This is a genomic window from Palleronia sediminis, assembly GCF_004358695.1.
Lineage (GTDB): Bacteria > Pseudomonadota > Alphaproteobacteria > Rhodobacterales > Rhodobacteraceae > Palleronia > Palleronia sediminis.
Genome location: NZ_SNAA01000014.1, coordinates 23519 through 39402 on the forward strand (window position 1 = coordinate 23519; position 15884 = coordinate 39402).

15 protein-coding genes are annotated in these 15884 nt (G+C 69.1%); 2 read left to right on the plus strand and 13 right to left on the minus strand.

Annotation, left to right across the window (positions count from 1 at the left end; translation table 11 throughout):
• Positions 1 to 37 precede the first annotated feature (37 nt).
• The 7 genes from E2L08_RS12300 to E2L08_RS12330 all read right to left on the minus strand — a co-directional run bounded on the left by E2L08_RS12300 (position 38) and on the right by E2L08_RS12330 (position 6664).
• The gene (locus E2L08_RS12300) at positions 38 to 1105 is read right to left on the minus strand and encodes an FUSC family protein (RefSeq protein WP_240758223.1); all 1068 of its coding nucleotides are present in this window, start codon (positions 1103 to 1105) and stop codon (positions 38 to 40) included.
• Positions 1084 to 2181, minus strand: a complete 1098-nt coding sequence (locus E2L08_RS12305; RefSeq protein ID WP_240758224.1) for an HlyD family secretion protein — start codon at positions 2179 to 2181, stop codon at positions 1084 to 1086. The genes E2L08_RS12300 and E2L08_RS12305 overlap by 22 nt, the downstream gene beginning before the upstream one ends.
• A gap of 44 nt (positions 2182 to 2225) precedes the next feature.
• On the minus strand, positions 2226 to 2552 hold the full coding sequence (locus E2L08_RS12310) for a potassium channel family protein (protein ID WP_133397394.1): 327 nt from the start codon (positions 2550 to 2552) through the stop codon (positions 2226 to 2228).
• A gap of 40 nt (positions 2553 to 2592) precedes the next feature.
• Positions 2593 to 3114 carry an HdeD family acid-resistance protein gene (locus E2L08_RS12315; protein ID WP_133397395.1) on the minus strand — a complete coding sequence of 174 codons (522 nt, stop codon included), beginning with the start codon at positions 3112 to 3114 and terminating at the stop codon, positions 2593 to 2595.
• Positions 3115 to 3192: 78 nt separating this feature from the next.
• Positions 3193 to 4245 carry a TAXI family TRAP transporter solute-binding subunit gene (locus E2L08_RS12320; protein ID WP_133397396.1) on the minus strand — a complete coding sequence of 351 codons (1053 nt, stop codon included), beginning with the start codon at positions 4243 to 4245 and terminating at the stop codon, positions 3193 to 3195.
• Entirely contained in the window at positions 4242 to 6167 is a 1926-nt protein-coding gene (locus E2L08_RS12325; protein WP_168771141.1) for a TRAP transporter permease, read from the minus strand. Before E2L08_RS12325 ends, E2L08_RS12320 begins: the two co-directional genes overlap by 4 nt.
• Complete coding sequence (locus tag E2L08_RS12330) at positions 6164 to 6664, minus strand: MarR family winged helix-turn-helix transcriptional regulator (protein WP_133397398.1); 501 nt, start codon at positions 6662 to 6664, stop codon at positions 6164 to 6166. Before E2L08_RS12330 ends, E2L08_RS12325 begins: the two co-directional genes overlap by 4 nt.
• A gap of 331 nt (positions 6665 to 6995) precedes the next feature.
• Here E2L08_RS12330 and E2L08_RS12335 point away from each other — a divergent pair, with 331 nt between their 5' ends.
• Positions 6996 to 7388, plus strand: a complete 393-nt coding sequence (locus E2L08_RS12335; RefSeq protein ID WP_133397399.1) for a hypothetical protein — start codon at positions 6996 to 6998, stop codon at positions 7386 to 7388.
• On the opposite strand, the gene E2L08_RS12340 is transcribed toward E2L08_RS12335, so the two are convergent.
• The 4 genes from E2L08_RS12340 to E2L08_RS12355 form a co-directional block, all read right to left on the minus strand.
• Entirely contained in the window at positions 7385 to 8014 is a 630-nt protein-coding gene (locus E2L08_RS12340; RefSeq protein ID WP_240758225.1) for a type III secretion system chaperone, read from the minus strand. The two genes, E2L08_RS12335 and E2L08_RS12340, sit on opposite strands and share 4 nt — an antisense overlap.
• A 129-nt stretch (positions 8015 to 8143) precedes the next feature.
• Complete coding sequence (locus tag E2L08_RS12345) at positions 8144 to 8503, minus strand: RidA family protein (protein WP_133397401.1); 360 nt, start codon at positions 8501 to 8503, stop codon at positions 8144 to 8146.
• A 90-nt stretch (positions 8504 to 8593) separates the two neighbouring features.
• Positions 8594 to 10639 (minus strand): NADH:flavin oxidoreductase, encoded by a 2046-nt coding sequence (locus E2L08_RS12350; protein ID WP_133397402.1) that lies wholly within the window; start codon positions 10637 to 10639, stop codon positions 8594 to 8596.
• Between the two features lie 10 nt (positions 10640 to 10649).
• Complete coding sequence (locus E2L08_RS12355; RefSeq protein ID WP_133397403.1) at positions 10650 to 12221, minus strand: trimethylamine methyltransferase family protein; 1572 nt, start codon at positions 12219 to 12221, stop codon at positions 10650 to 10652.
• An 86-nt stretch (positions 12222 to 12307) separates the two neighbouring features.
• Between E2L08_RS12355 and E2L08_RS12360 the strand changes: the two genes are divergently transcribed.
• Positions 12308 to 12928, plus strand: coding sequence for a TetR/AcrR family transcriptional regulator (locus E2L08_RS12360; RefSeq protein ID WP_133397404.1), 621 nt, complete (start codon positions 12308 to 12310; stop codon positions 12926 to 12928).
• 7 nt (positions 12929 to 12935) lie between these two features.
• On the opposite strand, the gene E2L08_RS12365 is transcribed toward E2L08_RS12360, so the two are convergent.
• Together E2L08_RS12365 and E2L08_RS12370 are read right to left on the minus strand one after the other, a co-directional pair.
• On the minus strand, positions 12936 to 13415 hold the full coding sequence (locus E2L08_RS12365) for a nucleoside deaminase (RefSeq protein WP_133397405.1): 480 nt from the start codon (positions 13413 to 13415) through the stop codon (positions 12936 to 12938).
• A gap of 37 nt (positions 13416 to 13452) precedes the next feature.
• Entirely contained in the window at positions 13453 to 15882 is a 2430-nt protein-coding gene (locus E2L08_RS12370) for a GcvT family protein (RefSeq protein ID WP_133397406.1), read from the minus strand.
• Between the last annotated feature and the right edge of the window lie 2 nt (positions 15883 to 15884).

Sequence of the window (15884 nt, forward strand, 5' to 3'; positions counted from 1 at the left end):
GCACGCGCCGCGACGCCGTGCCGGACCGGGCGCGGCGTCAGGCGGCGCCCGGTCGCGGGTCCGCCGCGACCGCGGGCTCGTCCCGCCAGCCGGTCAGGCGGTCGAGCCATGCCACCGCAAATGCCGCGGCAAAGGCCCCCACCAGCGTCAGACCCACCCGCGACGCGATGGCCGCGGCCACGTCCTGCGCGGCCAGCGCCCCCACGATCAGCGCAAGCGCGGCGGGATAGGCGTTCTGGAACGCCATGTGCGGGCGCGGGTCGTGCAGCATCTTCTGCCCGACCCAGTAGCCGGCGAGAAAGACGAGCCCCAGAAGGATCGGCAGATGCGGCGAGAGCGGAAACACCGCGAGGGCCGCCAGCGCCAGCGCGCTGCCGTAAAGCGTGGCCCGCATCCGTTGCCGCGCCTCGAAGAACACCGCCTCGCGCGTGGGAAAGACCAGCACCAGCGCGGCCATGATCGCGAGCATGATGTCCGAGGGCGGCATGACCGCGTAGAGCCAGAAGCTCAGCGCCGAAAGCACGGTCGCGCGGATGGCCGCGCCGGTCGCGATCCGGCCCCGCTGGGGCACCGGCGTCGCGACATGGCGCGCGCGCGTGCGCGGCGGCACCAGCACGTAAGAGAGCGGCACGACGACCAATGCGACCAGCGCGGCGAGGTAGAGCTCGTTGCGCAGGACCGCCACGGCGCCGCCGCCGCTCATCCCGATGACCGAAAAGAGGATCGTGAACACGACCAGCAGCATGCCCGGCGTCGCCCCGGTCCGCAGGATCATGCGAAAGCCGATGAAATAGACCAGCCACGCCGCCCCCGCCTGCACGACGGCGAGCGGATGCACCCATGTCACGAACCATGCCAGCACCGTGGCCAGCACGCAGACCGCCAGCGGCGCGACGACGATCCCGAGCGGCGCGGGCGCCTTGCGTTGCGCCGCGACGAGGCCCACCGGAAGCGCGGCGGTGATCGTCGGCATGACCGGGTCGAGCCATGCCGCGGCCAGGACCGACAGCGCCCCGACAAGGCCCAGCCGGATGCCGAAATGCGGGTCGTCGCGGACGCTCGGGCGGGGGATCACGTACATGGCTAGTGCAGGTAGCTCACCCACGCGCGCAGCCTTTGCGCGGCGCGCGCCATCAGCCCGAGCGGCCCGCCGGTGTCGCCCGCGGCAAAGATCACGACATGCGCCTTGCCGCCGACGCGGGCGGCATAGGGCCAGTTCTCCATCCCGCCCTCGAGTTCGACGCGGACGGGGATGCGGCGCGCGGGCTCGAACCAGCGGCTCGCGGGCTGATTGACCACCAGCCCGCCCTGCACCGACCGCCCCGGCGCGATTCCCCAGGCGACGCTTTGCACCCGCGCGTCGAAGATCCGCCCCGGCAGCGCGTCGAACAGGACATGTGCGGGATCGCCGGGCTGGACGTTCTGCAACTGGTTCTCGCGCAGATCGACCGTGATCCAGCCCGCCTCGGCATCTATGAAGGTCAGCGCGGGCGCGCCCGCGGTGATGAACGCGCCCTCGGACAGGGTAAGGTTGGTCACGGCGCCGAGATGCTGCGCGCGCACGAGGGTCGAGGCAAGGTCGTACTGCGCCTGTTCGAGCTGCGCGGACGCGGCCTGAAAGGCGGGGTTGTCCTCGCCCTGCGGGCCCAGTTCGGCACGCGCGCTTTCACGCGCGGCCTCGGCGCGGTCGAGCTCGGCCTCGGCGGTCTCGACGGCGGCGCGGGCCTGGTCGCCGCGCGCCTTGGCCACGATGCCGCGCTCTTCGAGCTTGAAGGTCCGCTCGGCCTCGGCGCGGGTCGTCTCGAGCGCGGTGCGCGCGCCGGTCACGCCCGCCTGCGCCGCGACGATGGAGGCCCCCGAGGCGTCGACAGATTGCAGGGTGGCGGCGAGGTTGGCCTCGGCCCGACGCGCGGCCAGCTCGAAAGGCCGCGCGTCGAGTGTGAAGAGCGGATCGCCCGCCTCGACCACCGCATCGTCGGTGACATGAACCTGCGTGACCGTGCCCGAGACACGCGGCGCGACCTGCACGACATAGGCCGAGACGATGCCGCGTGCGCTGCCCGGCACGGTGCGATCCATCACGGCGTAAATTGCCGCGGCCACGACCAGCAGGACGATCACGCCGAACGTGACGCGCCGGCCCGCCCTGCCCTCTTGCGGTGGATTTGTGTCGTCGCTCACGTTCGCTCCTTTCGATGCCGCCGGCATGGGCGGGCGCCCGCCCGTCACGGATCCTTGCGGCGGTCCTGCATGATGCCCTCGGCAATGGCCGAGGCGGCCGCGACAAAGATGCCGAGGCCGCAAAAAACATAGAGAATGGTGAATATCTTGCCCGCGGCGGTTTGCGGCGCGAGATCGCCGTAACCCACCGTGGCGATGGTGATGACCGAGAAATAGACGGAATCGAGGACGCTCCAGCCCTCGAAATACCAGTAGAACCCCGAAGCCACGAAAATCAGCCCCAGGGTGAGCGCGACAAGACCCTGCACGCGCTCTTCTCCGAAGGCTGCGAATATCCCCCGAAAGAGCCGCCCGAGAACCTTTCTCAGCATGGTGCCCCTCCCTGTCCCGAGGTCGCGCGACGCGCAACCCTCATGCAGGCGCGCGCGATCTCCGCGCCAGCGACAGCGCGATCAGCGAGACCCCGTTCCAGATCAGGTCGATGGCGAGATAGACCCCCAGCACGATGGCCGCCGAGGCCGGGAAATTGGCGAAGATCATCACGCTGAGCAGGATCGACAGCGCCCCCGAGACGATCATCGCGACGCGAAGCCCGCCATCGCGTGCCGAGACGCCGAAGACGATGCGGATCACGCCCGCGACCATCAGCATGATGCCCGCGAGGATGGTCAGCGCGACCATGCCGCCCAGCGGGTTCGTCACGAGGCTGATCCCCAAAAGCAGCATGACGACCCCGAGCAGGATCGTGACGATCCGCGCGCCGAGCCCCTGGTCGTTGAAGGCCGATACGAGCACGAGGATGCCGACGAGCACGAAAAGCCAGCCGGTGAACATCTCGGCCGTCAGCGTGGCGGCAAAGGGATTGAGAAGGGCGAGGATACCGCCGATCAGCGACAGGATGCCAACGATCAGCCACAGAACCCAGTTATTCATGAATGTCTCCTGATTGAGATGCGTTTCAATATTGATGGTGGTGCGGGCGTCTTGCGGGGCCTGAGGTGCGACGGCGGGTCATCTGGTTTCGCCCCCGGCAAAAGCCGGCCCCGCGGGATCGCCGGCGTCGAAGGCGACGGGGGCGGGGATGGTCCAGCCCATTTCGCGATAGTAGCGCTCGGCGCCGGGGTGCAGTCGGCCCGCCACATGGGCCAGCGCCGCGGCGCGCGTGATCGTCGCGGGCATCCATTGCGCGGCGGCCTGGATCTCGTCGAGGTTTTCCCAGATGCCCTTGGTCACGCGATAGACGACATCCTCGGGCACATGCATCCCGGCGCTGAAATTCACCAGCGACCCGTGCGAGCGCACGGGCGCGGTGTTGACCTGGTTCGCACCGTAGGCGCCCGACGGAATCTCGTTGACGGTGCCGCCGGTGAGCGCGTTGACCGCGACCCGGTCCATGTCGACATCGAGCAGCCGGATCTTCTGCGTCAGGGCGAATTGCTGGATCGCCGGGCTCGGCACGTTGCTGGGCAGGGCGATGACGTCGATCTTGCCGTCCTGGAACGCCTGTATCGCGGCGTCGAAACCGAAGGCCTGCAACTGCATGTACTGCGCCGTGATCCCCGTCGCCTGCTCGATCGTGCGCAACACCACGCCCGTCGCGGCCCCGCCCGGCGGCCCGGCAAAGACACGCCGCCCGCGCAGGTCGTCGAGCGTCTCGATGCCGGACCCGGCGCGGGTGACATAGTGATAGGGGCCCATCTGGTAGGACAGGATCATGCCCACCTGCCCCTCGAGCGCGGGCGCCTCGGGCAGATCGGCAAAGGGGCCGACCCGGTTGGCCATCATCCAGTTGATCGTCGGCGCGCCGAAGAAGAAATCGACCTTGCCCCGCGCGGCGTCGAGCATGTGGCGGGTCGCGGTGCCGGTGGCGCGGACCTGGAACTCGACTCCCGGCACGCGTGTATTTACCACCTTGGCGATGGCGGTGTTCACGACAAAGGGCGACAGGCCCGGCGCGATGGAGGTCACGCGATAGAGCTCGGCCATGGCGGAAACGGGCGCCAGCGCGAGGGCAAAAGCCAGCGCGGCGGCGCCAAGGCGGATGCGGCGGAACGCGGCAATCATGTCGCCTGCCCCGATCCCCGGAGAACCGGCGGGCGGGGTCGCGGATGCCCCAGCCCCGCGATCGCCGCGCCCAGAACGGTCGGGCACCAGATCGCCGCCATCGGCATCAGCGCCCCGGCGGCAAGGGCGAGCCGCACCGCCCGCGCCGCCGGCACAAGCCGCCCCGCGCGCGGATCGGCCCCCCCAAGCGCCGTGGCCAGCATCCAGATCGCGGCCAGGAGCCGCAGCATCGTCGCGCCGAGTTCGGCCCATGAAAACCCGCCCGCCACCAGCAGCAGCGAGGGCGCGGTGACAAAGACGAAGGGCACCAGCAGGCCAACCGCGGAGAGGCGCAGCGCGGTAAGGGACATGCGCAGCGGATCGGCTCCGGCGATCGGCGCGGCGATGTAGCAGCCATAGGCCACGGGCGGCATGATCGACGAGAACACCGCGAAATAAAGCACGAACATATGCGCGGCGAGCGGCGCGACCCCCGCCTCGACGATGGCGGGCGCGATCACGATGGCGATGATGAGATAGGCGGGCAGCGTCGGCAGCCCCATGCCGAGGACCAGCGCGCCCAGCATCGCCATGACGAGCGCATAGAACAGATGGCTCTCGCCGAACCCCGCGACCGCGATCCCGAAGCGGATGGCAATGCCTGTCTCGTTGATGACGGCGAGCACGATGCCGATGACGGCGACCGACAGCAGGATGCGCGCCGAGGATATGCCGCCCGCGCAGAGCGCCTGCCAGATCAGCCGCGGGTCGCGGCGGAACCGGGGCGTGAGGATCAGGCCCATGGCCAGCGCCACGACGACCCCGGCGAGCCCCGCCATGGCGGGCGACCGGCCGGTGAGGAACGCCCCCATCAACGCGACGAGCGGACCGATCACCAGCGCGGAGTCGATCCAGTCGCGGGCGGTCAGGGTCGGGATATCCTCGGGCGGGAGGGGCGCGATGTCCTGCCGGATCGCCTCGACATAGACCTGCGCGAAGAGGCCGATATACTTGAAAAGGGCCGGAAGTGCCGCCGCCGCGATCACGAGGATCAGCGGCATCTCCAGCAGATCGGCCATGACGAAAACGGTCGCGGCCATGATCGGCGGGGTCAGTTGCCCGCCCGACGAGGCCGCCGCCTCGACCGCGCCGGCGAAGTTCCTCGAAAAGCCCTGGCGGCGGATCATCGGGATGGTGAACACGCCGGTGCCCGCGATATTGGCCGCGACGGACCCGCTCATCATGCCGAAAACGGCGCTCGCCGCGATGGCGGCATGGGCCGCCCCGCCCCGCACCCGGCCCAGAAGAGCGGTCGAGATGCGGATGAGGCTGTCGCCCGCGCCCGTTTTTTCGAAGAGCGCGCCGAGGATGAGAAAGACCAGCAGGTTCTCGGCGACGAGCCCGGTCATCCGCCCGAACACCCCGTCGAAGGAATACCACACGACCTGTACGAATTCGCCCGCATCCGTGCCGAAATGGGACAGCGGCCGCGGCAGATAGGGCCCGGCAAAGGCGAAGGCCGCAAAGGCCAGCGCCATCACGACCAGCGATCGGCCCCAGGCCCGCCCCGCCAGGATCAGCAGCACGGCGATCCCCCCGATCCCCGCCGCGAGCGTCGCGGGCGTCGCCACGAAGAACCCCGTCCAGAGCTGGTCGGTGACGCGGGCGAACCACCACCCGGCAAAGGCGAAACACGCCAGCAGCGCCGCGTCGAACACCCGGCCCAGCCATGGCGCCCGCGCAAAGGTCGCGGGTTGGGTCTGCGTCACGATCACGACCGCGGCCAGCACCGCCCCGAACCGCAGCGTCGCCTCGTCCAGCGCCGCGAATGCGATGACCCACAGGATCGCGACCGAGAAAAGCCCTGCGGCGGCGTGGCCCGGCCCACGGGTCGGGGCGCGGGCGGGAGCCTCGGCGCCAGTTTGGGCGGGGGCCGTGCTCAACCGCGATCCTGCCGCTTCATCAACAGGGTGTGGGCATGGTTCCCGACCTTGTCGAGCAGGGCGAGAAAGGTCTCGCATTCCTCGGGGGTGAGGACGGCGGCGGTGCGCGCGTTGCGCTCGGCGGTGAAGCCGATCAGCACCTTGTGCAGGCTCCGCCCCGCGGGGGTCAGGCGCAGCGTGTTGGCGCTGGCATTGTCGGGCGCGGGCGAAATGTCGATGAGTCGGCGTTCGACCAGTTGCTTGACGACCCGGCTGAACTGGCCCTTGTCCATGTAGAGGCTGTCGCGCACGTCGCGCGCGGGTGCGGGCTCCATCGCCGAGACGAGCCCGAGGATCCGCCACTGGTTCAGCGTGATGTCGTGATGCAGCTTGAAGTAATAGCTGCCCGCGCGCTCGTTGATCGCGTTGAGCCGCGCGAGCTTGAAGCTCAGCGCGTCGGTGATCTCGTGGATCGGCGGGTGGACCGACCTGTTTCGCGTGTCGAACATGGTTTTCATCGGCGGGTTTCCTGCAAACAGCTTTGGCGCGTCGCGTTGATATGGTCAACAACGCAAGCGGTCCCGGCGGGGGCCTGCGCGCGGTTCCGGACCCTTATACGTCCCGCACCCGGTTTGTCGCGAGGCCATCGGGGGGCGGCGCCGCGTGGCGGGCGTTTTCGACTCAAATTGACCGGTGATACCAGTTGATATAGTCAACATCAAGTCCGGGCATCAGGTATTACGGGGCAGAGTTGCCCGCGCCCGCGATTCGTCGATATGTGGATGGCGCGGCGCCCGGTTCGTGCCATAGACTTGCGCGATATCGCATCACGGTCAGGAGATCCGGCAGATGAAGAGATTCACGATCACCGCCCTGGGCTACCTGGCCGCCAACGGCATCGGGCTGCTGCTGGCCGCGCTCTTGCTGCCGGGTTTTGTCATCGCGCCGCTGGGCTTTGTCGTCGCGGTGCTGCTGTTCACGGTGGTGCAGGCGGTCGCGGGCCCCGCGGTCACGTCGCTTGCGCGCAACAACATGCCCGAATTGCTGGGGGGCATCGCGCTCGTCACCATCTTCCTCGGGCTGTTCGTCACCGCGTCGCTTTTGCCCACTATGCAGATCGGCGGGATATCGAACTGGCTGGCCGCGACGCTGTTGATCTGGATCGGGAGCCTCGCGGCCGCGATGTTCCTGCGCCGCCATTTCGCCCGGACCGCACCCGCGACTCGGACCGCCAAGGGCTAGCCGTTGTCGCAGCCCATCTTGACCCCGTTGTCGCAATGCACCTTGAGCCGGGCGGTATCGGCCTCGGTCCAGTTCTCGGGCGCCGTCACCTCGACCCAGGGCGCGATGTAGTCCTGCGCGTAATAGGCATGGCCGTGACCGGGTGGCGCGCCAAAGGCCAGCGCCATGTCGAGCGCAAGCTGGAACTGCGTGACGATGGGCATGAAGCGCAGATGCCCCGAGGCATCGGCGGCGGGCGGATCGTTCATCCAGGGCGGCGCCCGCCACAGCGACGCCGGGTCGTAGAACACGATCGGATCGCTGGCATATTGCAGAAACACGATGCGCATGGCGCCCCAGTCCGCCTCGGCCTCGGAGGCGTCGGGATCGACGGCCAGCGCGCAGCGCCCCGTGAGACGGCCCATGTAATTGCTCGACAGCAGGATGCGCAGGAACGTCTCGGCGCCATGCTCGGGCACACGACCTATGGGGCTGTAGAACTGCACCTCGTCCGAGGGCTGCACGTAGATCATCGCGATCTCAACATCGTCGAGCGCAACCGCGGCGCGTCCTTCGCCGTCGAGCCTCAGCTCGAGGCCGAGCCGGTCGCCCAGGGATTCGATAGCCTTTTCGAGATGGGATCGCATGTTTGCCCTCATGTCCATGATGCGCCTCGTCAAGAAAGGCGTAGCATGGGGGGGCAGGCGCGCATGGTGTCGGCCGTCACCTGCGCGCGGGGGGTGGCGCGGGGCGGGAATCCCGCCCCGCACCTCGGGTCATCCGGCGGCGGGCAGGGCCACGGTCGCGATCATCTCGACCCGCATTCCGGGGCGGGCAAGCGGCACGCCGCCGGTGGCGCGGGCGGGCGGCGCGCCCGGCTCGACCCAATCGTCCCAGACGGCGTTCATGCCTGCGAAATCGGCCATGTCGGCCAGCCAGACCTGGACCGAGGCGATATCGGACTTGGCCGCGCCGAGCTCGTCCGCGATGGCCTCGATCTTGGCCAGGACCTGGCGGGTCTGAGTGGCGATATCGGCCTCGAGATCGTCGGGAACCTGCCCCGAGAGAAACGCGATATTGCCGATGCAGACCGCCCGGCTCATCCGGGGGCCGGGGGTGAGGCGCTTGAGTGTCATGTCCTGTCCTTTCGTTCGAGCGATCGGCCCGCGGGCCGCTGTGCCACGCCTAGGCGCCCCTGCCCCGGCTTGTCCAGCATCGCCGCCCGCTCAGATATCCTTGACCAGCCGCAGCGCGTCGTAGATCGCGGCGTGGGTGTTGCGCGCGCTGACCGCGTCGCCGATGCGAAACAGCCGGAACGCGCCCTCGGGGTTGCGCCGCACCGCCTGCGCGCGGCCCGCGACCAGTGCCTCGTGATCGACCTCGCCCAGGTTCGACGAGAGCGGCCTGAGATCGAAATAGAGATCGTCGAGCGGCATCGTGCCGTAATTCACCACGATCTGGTCGTATCGCGCCTCGGTCCGGTGGTCGCTGTAATCCGTGCCGATCACCGCCGTCAGCGTGTTGCCCTCGCGGCGGATGTCGAGCAGCCGCCGCGCCACGGTAAAGGTCACGTCGCGATCCTGCAGGCTGCGCATGTAGGGCACGAGGTTCATCGCCATGATCTCGGGGGCGAGCGTCCGGTCGGGTGTCATCACCTCGACGCGCGACCCGGCAGCGGCGGCGATCTCGGCGGCCTGAAGGCCCGGATGGTCGCCGCTCTCGTCATAGATCAGCACGTTCTCGGCCGGTTTCACGTCGCCCGAGATGATGTCCCACCCGGTCACGGCCGCATCCTGTTCGGTATCGGATTCGAACAGGCGCGTATGCGGCATCCCGCCGGTGGCGACGATCACCACGTCGGGCGCGCAGGCGGTGACGTCGTCCGCCTCGGCATAGGTGTTGAAGCGGAACGCCACGTCGCGCGCGGCGCATTGCGCCATGCGCCAGTCGACGATGCCGATCATCTCGCGGCGGCGGGGGCTTTGCGCGGTCAGGCGGATCTGCCCGCCGGGGTCGGGGGCGGCCTCGAACACGGTCACGTCATGGCCGCGCTCGGCCGCCACGCGCGCGGCCTCGAGCCCCGCGGGACCGGCGCCCACCACCACCACCCGGCGCCGCTCGGGCGCGGGGGCGATCACATGCGGCATGGTCAGCTCGCGCCCGGTGGCGGCGTTGTGGATGCACAGCGCGTCGCCCGCCTGGTAGATGCGGTCGAGGCAATAGGTGGCGCCGACACAGGGTCTTATGTCGTCCTCGCGCCCCTCCATGATCTTGCGCACGATATGCGGATCGGCCATGTGCGCGCGCGTCATCCCGACCATGTCGAGAAGCCCGCCGGCCACCGCGTGGCGCGCCGTCGCCACATCGGGGATGCGCGCGGCGTGAAAGGTCGGCATCCCGGTGGCGCGGCGCACCTCGCCCGCGAAATCCAGATGCGGCGCGGTCTTCATGCCTAGGATCGGGATCACGTCGGTCATCGCGGGATCGGTATGGATGCGCCCGCGGATCACGTTGAGGAAATCGACCTGCCCCGTGGCGGCAAAGCGGCGCGAGATCTCGATCCCCTCCTCGGCGGTCAGCCCACCTTTTTGCGCCTCGTCGGCGGTATAGCGGAACCCCACGATGAAATCGTCGCCCACGCGCTTGCGGATCGCGGCCAGCACGTCCATCGGGAACCGCAGCCGGTTCTCGAGCGTGTCCGCACCGTAGGGCCCGACCAAGTCGTTGGTCAGGGGCGACCAGAACTGGTCGAGCAGGTGCCCGTAGGCCTGGATCTCGATCCCGTCCATGCCGCCCGCCTGCATCCGCTGGGCGGCGTCGGCGAAATCCGAGAGGATGCGGTCGATATCCCAATCCTCGATCAGCTTGGGAAAGGCCCGGTGCGCGGGTTCGCGGTGGCGCGAGGAGGATACCGAGGGCAGCCAGTCGCCCTTGCTCCAGCCCGTGCGTCGCCCGAGATGGGTGAGCTGGATCATCACCGCGCAGCCATGTTCGTGGCACGCGTCGGTGAGGTTCGCGATCCACGGCACGACCTCGTCCTTCCAGGCGAGGATGTTGTTGAAGACCGGCGGGCTGTCGCGGCTGACGGCGGCCGATCCGGCGGTCATCGCCAGCGCCACGCCCGCCCTGGCGCGTTCGGCGTGATAGGCGGCGTAACGCTCCTTGGGCATCCCGTCCTCGGGATAGGCCGGCTCGTGACTGGTCGTCATGATCCGGTTCTTCAACGTCAGGTGCTTCAGCCGATAGGGCTGGAGCAGAGGGTCGTTCGACATACTTTGTTCCTCAGTACCACGCATCCGCCATCGTCGCCTTCTTGCGTTCGACGAAATCCTGCAATGCCGCGTCGATTCCCGGATCGAGCCAGGGCGCCTCGTAGGCGGCGAGCGTCGCCTTCCAGCGCGTGTTGGCGCGGGTCGCGGCGTCGATGCCGCCCTGTTCGTCCCAGGTCTCCCACGGCTGGTTGTCGTCCAGCGCGCTGTCGTAATAGGCGGTCTTGTAATGACGCATCGTGTGCGCGGTCGAGAACAGGTGCTCGCCCGGCCCCTTTTCGGCCAGCGCGTCGAAGGCCAGCGTGTCCTCGTCGATCGCGATCCCGGCGAGATAGCCGTGCAGCGCGCCGCACAGGTCGGTGTCGAGCATGAATTTCTCGTAGGACATCGACAGCAGACCGTCGAGGAATCCGGCCGAGTGCAACACGAAATTTGCCCCGCACTGGACGGCCGACATCATCGACATGACGCCCTGCTGCATCGACTGCGCGTCGGGCAGCTTGGAGGTCGAGAAATTGCCCGCGCAGCGCAGCGGCATGTTCAGCCGTCGCGCAAGCTGTCCCATCACCAGGGAGCCCAGCGCCGGCTCGGGGGTGCCGAAGGTCGGCGACCCCGATCGCAGCGCCATCGAGCTGAGGAAACTGCCCAGGACCACCGGGGCGCCGGGCCGCACGAGCTGCGTCAGCGCGCAGGACACCATGCTTTCGGCAAGGCTGTGGGCGACCGATCCGGCCATGGTCAGCGGCGACACCGCGCCCCCCAGCAGGAACGGCACATGCACCGACCCCTGCCCCGCCTCGGCATAGATGCGGATGCCGCGGGTCGAGACGCCATCCATCACCAGCGGCGAGGTGGTGTTGAAATTGCCCATGATGACGCAATTCTTCTCGACGAACTCGGCCCCGAACAGGATGCGGCACATCTCGATGCTGTCGGCCGCCCGCTCGGGCGCCGTGATCGAGCCGAGGAAGGCGCGGTCGGAATAGCGGATATGGGACAGCACCATGTCGAGATGGCGCTTGTTCACCGCGATATCGGTGGGCTCGCAGATCGTGCCGCCGGAATGGTGCAGCCATGGGCTCGACTGGCCCAGCTTTATGAAATTCGCGAAATCCTCGATCGTGCCGTAGCGGCGGCCGCGGTCGAGATCCATTACGAAGGGCGATCCGTAGGACGGCGCGAAGACCACCGCATCGCCCCCGATCTCGACCGAGCGCGCGGCATTGCGCGCATGCTGGGTGAACCGCGCGGGCGCGGTGCGCAGCATCTCGCGGATCAGCCCCGGCTCGAACCGGATGTTCCAGCTTTGCGCGGTCAGCCCGGTGACGGTGCCGCCCGCTTTGCGAAACAGCGCGACCGTCTCGGGATCCTCGCGGAACTCGATGCCGATCTCGGCCATGATGCGGTCGGCCGTCGCCTCGATCCGGGCCAGCCCCTCGGGATCGGCCAGGTCGTAGGGCGGGATGCCGCGCGTGATGAAGGGCACCTCAAGATGCGGGTTCTGGCCCGGCGCGCCGCTGCGCGCGCGCTCTCCGCCGCGACCGCGCCGGCGCGATGCCGGCCGCGCCTCAACCTCGTCCACCATGCGAAGCCCCCCTTTCCGAGTCAGTCGCCTTGACATGACTGTCAGCACGATTGACACACCTGTCAAGAACGCGCATCAGCGGACCCATGAACCAGATCGACATCGACGATCCGCGCACCACCGAGGAGGCCTGGCTGAGGGCGGCCTATGACGTGCTGACCGAGAACGGCGTCGAGGCGGTCAAGATCAAGGCGCTGGCCGAACGGCTCGGCCTGACGCGCAGCGGGTTCTACTGGTATTTCAAGGATCGCGACGCCCTGCTCGAGGCCATGATCGCCCATTGGGAAGAGCGCAATACCGGCAATCTCGTCGCCCGCTGCGAGGCCTTTGCCGAATCCATAGGCGAGGCGGTCTTCAACCTCTTCGACCTCTGGCTCGACGACGACCTTTTCGACTCGCGGCTCGATCTCGCGATTCGCAACTGGGCGCGCAACGATCCGGCCTTGCAGACGCGGCTCGACAGGGCCGACCGCCGCCGCAAGGAGGCGATGACCGGGGTATTCCTGCGGTTCGGATACGACGCGACCGAGGCCGAGGTGCGGGCGCTGACGATGATCTACACCCAGATCGGCTATATCTCGATGCAGGTGCGCGAGCCCCCGGAGGAACGCTTTGCCCGGATGCCCAATTATGTCGAGGTGTTCACCGGCCACGCCCCCACCGAGGCCGAGATCGAGCGGTTCCGCGCCCGCCACGCCCCGGCCTGACCGCGGCCTAGCCCCCGTGCAGGCGGCGGTGCAATTCGCGGATGCGATCGTCGAACCCGGCCACCGGCCCCGTCACCGGCACGCCCGACGCGATCTTCTGGATGGGCAGCGTCTCGACCGGGCCGGGCGCCGCGCCCCACTCGGCCATCCACGCCCCGAGCTGCGCCGAGGAGCTGGCATAGACGATCCGGCCCAGCCCCGCCCAGCCATGGGCGGCCGCGCACATCGGGCAATGCTCGCCCGAGGTATAGACCGTGGCGGCGCGGCGATCCTCGGGCGACAGGTTCCGCGCCGCCCAGCGCGCCAGCGCGAACTCGGGATGCTCGGTCGGGTCGCCGGTATTGGCGCGGTTGCGCGCCTCGTGCAGAACCCGCCCGTCGGCCCCGACGAGGACCGAGCCGAACGGCTCGTCCCCGGCCTCCAGCGCCTCTTGCGCAAGGCTCACGCAGCGCTCCAGATGGCGCGCGTCGATATCGGCATCTTGCATCGTCGCTCTCCTTGCCTGCGTCCGACGGCGGCCGGTTTCAGCCGCGCATCCGGTCTCCGCCGGGGTCGAACATGGGTTTGAGAGACGCGCGCGCGGCCACGCGGGTTCCCGCCACCTCGATCTCGTAGCGCGAGGCCAGAACATCCGCGGCGCTTTCCCCGGCGCAGGGCACGTAGCCCAGACCCACCGCGCCGCCCAGGCTGTGCCCGTAGCCGCCCGAGGTCAGGTGCCCCACCACCTCGCCGTCGCGCAGGATCGGCTCGGCATGGAACAGCAGCGGCTCGGGATCGTCGAGCCGGAACTGCACCATGCGCGCGACGGGCCCCGTTTCGCGTCGCGCGGCGACGGCCTCGGCCCCGACATAGCCGCCCGCGCGGCGCGCGGCGAACCCGAGCCCCGCGTCGATGACATGATCGGCCGGGGTGATGTCGTGGCCCATGTGGCGGAACCCCTTTTCGAGCCTGAGCGAGTCCATCGCATGCAGCCCCACCAGCGCCAGCCCGTGATCCGCGCCCGCCTCGGCGATCGTCTCGAAGGCATGGGCCGCCATGTCGGACGAGACATAGACCTCCCACCCCAGCTCGCCGACATAGGACAGCCGGTGCAGACGCGCGCGTCCCATCCCCAGATCGACCTCGCGCGCCATGCCGAAGGGATGCGCCGCATCGCCCAGGTCGGCATCGGTGACGGCGCCGAGCAGGTCGCGCGCCCGCGGCCCCATGACGGCCATCACCGCCTCGCCCGCGGTCACGTCGGTGATCGTCACGCGCCGCTCGCCGGCCAGCCTGCGCAGCCGCGTCTCGTCGCGCAGCCGCGTCGCCGCGGGCGTGACCATGAGAAACGCGGTTTCCGACAGGCGCGTGACCGTCACATCGGCCTCGATCCCGCCCGCGGCGTTCAGCATCTGGGTATAGACGATGCGGCCCGGCGCGACCTCGAGATCGGCACCGCAGGCCAGCGCCATCAGGCCCGCCGCATCCGCCCCCTCGATCCTGAGCTTGCCGAAGGACGACATGTCGTAAAGCCCGACCCCCTCGCGCAGCGCCTTGTGTTCGCGGGCCTGCGCCATGAACCAGCTGGTGCGGCCCCAGCCGTAGCGATAGGCGCGCGGCTCGTCGCCCAGGGCGAACCAGTTCGGCCGTTCCCACCCGGCAAGCTCGCCCATCACCGCGCCGCGATCGAGCATCTCGCGATGCAGCGGCGAGCGTCTGACCCCGCGCGCGGTGGCCTTTTGCCGCGCGGGCCAGTGATCGGCATAAAGCAGCCCCAGCGTCTCGGACGCGCGGGCGCGCAGGTAGCGGCGGTTGGACAGGAACGGCTCCATCCGCGCGATATCCACATCCATGAGGTCGAACGGCATCTCGCCGCCCTCCATCCATTGCGACAGCGCCAGCCCCGCGCCGCCCGCGCTCTGGATACCGATGGAGTTGAACCCCGCCGCGACCCAGACATTCGCCGTGCCCGGACAGGGCCCGAGGTGATAGGCGTCGTCGGGGGTAAAGCTCTCGGGCCCGTTGAAGAAGGTGTGGATGCCGGCATCGGCGAGGATCGGCAGCCGTTCGACCGCGCGTTCGAGGATCGGCTCGAAATGGTCGAAATCCTCGGGAAGCTGGTCGAACTCGAACCCCTCGGGGATCGGCCCCCACGGCTTGGCCACCGGCTCGAAGGCGCCGACCAGCATCTTGCCCGCATCCTCCTTGTAATAGGCGCATTCGTCGGGGACGCGCAGCACCGGCAGGCGGCCGAGCCCGTCGATGGCCTCGGTCACGATATAGAAATGCTCGCACGCCTGTAACGGCACGGCATGGCCCAGCATCTCGCCCAGATCGCGGCCCCACATGCCGGCGCAGTTGACGACGTGATCGCAGGCGATGGCGCCCTGCCCGGTCCCGTCCTCCCATTCGACATGGGTGATCCGCGCGCCGTCGCGGCGCACGCCGGTCACGCGCGTCCGCTCGGCCACCACGGCGCCGCGCATCCGCGCACCCCTGGCAAGGCTCAGCGCGATGTTGGACGGATCGCCCTGCCCGTCGCGCGGTAGCCAGACGCCCGAGCGGACCCCCTCCATCGCGAGATGGGGATAGCGCGCCGCGATCTCGGTGGGCGAGATCTCCTCGACCTCGACGCCGAAGGCGCGCGCCATGCCCGCCTGCCGCGCGATCTCTTCGGCGCGATCCTCGGTCAGCGCCACGGTGATCGAGCCGTTGCGGCGAAACCCGGTCGCCACCCCGGTCTCGGCCTCGAGCGTGCCGTAAAGCTCCTGGCTGTATTTCGCGAGCCGCGTCATGGCGGGCGTCGCGCGAAGCTGCGCGATCAGTCCCGCCGCGTGCCATGTCGTCCCCGAGGTCAGCCGCTTGCGTTCCAGAAGCACCGGGTTCCAGCCGAGTTTGGCAAGGTGGTAGGCGACCGAGCAGCCGACGACGCCGCCGCCGATGACGACGGTGCGGGCCGAGGTGGGAAGTGTCATCG